Annotated in this window: 1 protein-coding gene; it reads left to right on the top strand. The window is 66.5% G+C overall.

Translation table 11 applies throughout. The annotated features are described in order from the left end of the window. A partial coding sequence (locus tag B2W70_RS06800) for a PHA/PHB synthase family protein (RefSeq protein WP_286744097.1) occupies nucleotides 1-1,322 on the top strand: 1,322 nt, incomplete at its 5' end. Between the last annotated feature and the right edge of the window lie 89 nt (nucleotides 1,323-1,411).

The raw sequence follows: 1,411 nt of genomic DNA, 5'->3' as shown, positions 1-1,411 counted from the left end.
CCCGCCAGTGGCTCGACGTCTTCAACCCGGCCAACATCCCTTGGCTGAACCCGGACGTCATCTCCACCACCGCCCGCGAAGGCGGCATGAACCTCGTGCGCGGTGCCGCCAACTGGGCCGATGACCTGCAGCGCATCGCGCGCAACCTGCCGCCCGCTGGGGCAGAGGCCTTCAAGCCGGGCGAGAACGTGGCCATCACGCCAGGCAGGGTCGTGTTTCGCAACGACCTCATCGAGCTGATCCAGTACAGCCCCACCACCGAGACCGTGCACCCCGAACCCGTGCTCATCGTGCCGGCCTGGATCATGAAGTACTACATCCTCGACCTGGCGCCACACAACTCGCTGGTCAAGCACCTGGTTGACCAAGGCCACACGGTGTTCATGATCTCCTGGAAGAACCCCACGGAGGACGACCGCTGCAAGGGCCTGGACGACTACCGCCAGGACGGCGTGATGGCCGCGCTCGACACCATCGGCCGCATCGCGCCCGGCCAGAAGGTGCACGCCACCGGCTATTGCCTGGGCGGCACGCTGCTGATGATCGCCGCCGCCACCATGGGCCGTGAAAAGGACGATCGCCTCGCGTCGATGACGCTGTTCGCCGCGCAGGGCGACTTCACCGAGGCCGGCGAGCTGCTCATGTTCATCAACGAGAGCGAGGTCGAGCTCATCGAGTCGATGATGGCTCAGCAGGGCTACCTCAAGGGCTCGCAGATGGCTGGCACCTTCCAGCTGCTGCACGCCGACGACCTGATCTGGTCGCGCGCGCTCAAGAACTACATGCTCGGCCAGCGCGACCGCCCCAACGACCTGATGGCCTGGAATGCCGACACCACGCGCATGCCCTATCGCATGCATTCGGAGTACCTGCACAAGCTCTTCTTGCACAACGACCTGGCCGGTGGCCGCTACGAGGTCGATGGCCGCCCCATCTGGTTCACCGACATCCACGTGCCCTGCTTCGCGGTGGGCACCGTGACCGACCACGTCGCGCCCTGGAAGTCCGTCTACAAGCTGCACCTGCTCCCGCTGGACATCACCTTCGTGCTCACCAGCGGCGGCCACAACGCCGGCATCGTCAGCGAGCCCGGGCACAAAGGCCGCCACTTCCAGGTTCACCACCGCCCCCCCACCGAAGCCTACGTCTCGCCCGAGCGCTGGCAGGCCGAGGTGCCCCACACAGAAGGCTCTTGGTGGCCCACGTGGCAGGCCTGGTTGGCCGCTCACTCGGGTTCACGCCAGGCGCCTCCGCCCATGGGTGTGCCGGGCCGCAAGCAGAAGCTGCCCGACGCCCCCGGTCACTATGTCAAGCAAGCGTGACCCTCGCGCGAGCAGACAAGCGAGCAAACAGCCCAGGCCAAGACCATGAGCCCGCCTGACACCCCCCGGCTGCTGGAAAACCGCTGCTA

It is taken from the genome of Aquabacterium sp. UBA2148, from assembly GCF_002328915.1.
GTDB classification, from domain to species: Bacteria; Pseudomonadota; Gammaproteobacteria; order Burkholderiales; family Burkholderiaceae_C; genus Aquabacterium; species Aquabacterium parvum.
The sequence above is the reverse complement of the archived record's forward strand: the minus strand, read 5'-3'. Positions and strand labels throughout refer to the sequence as shown.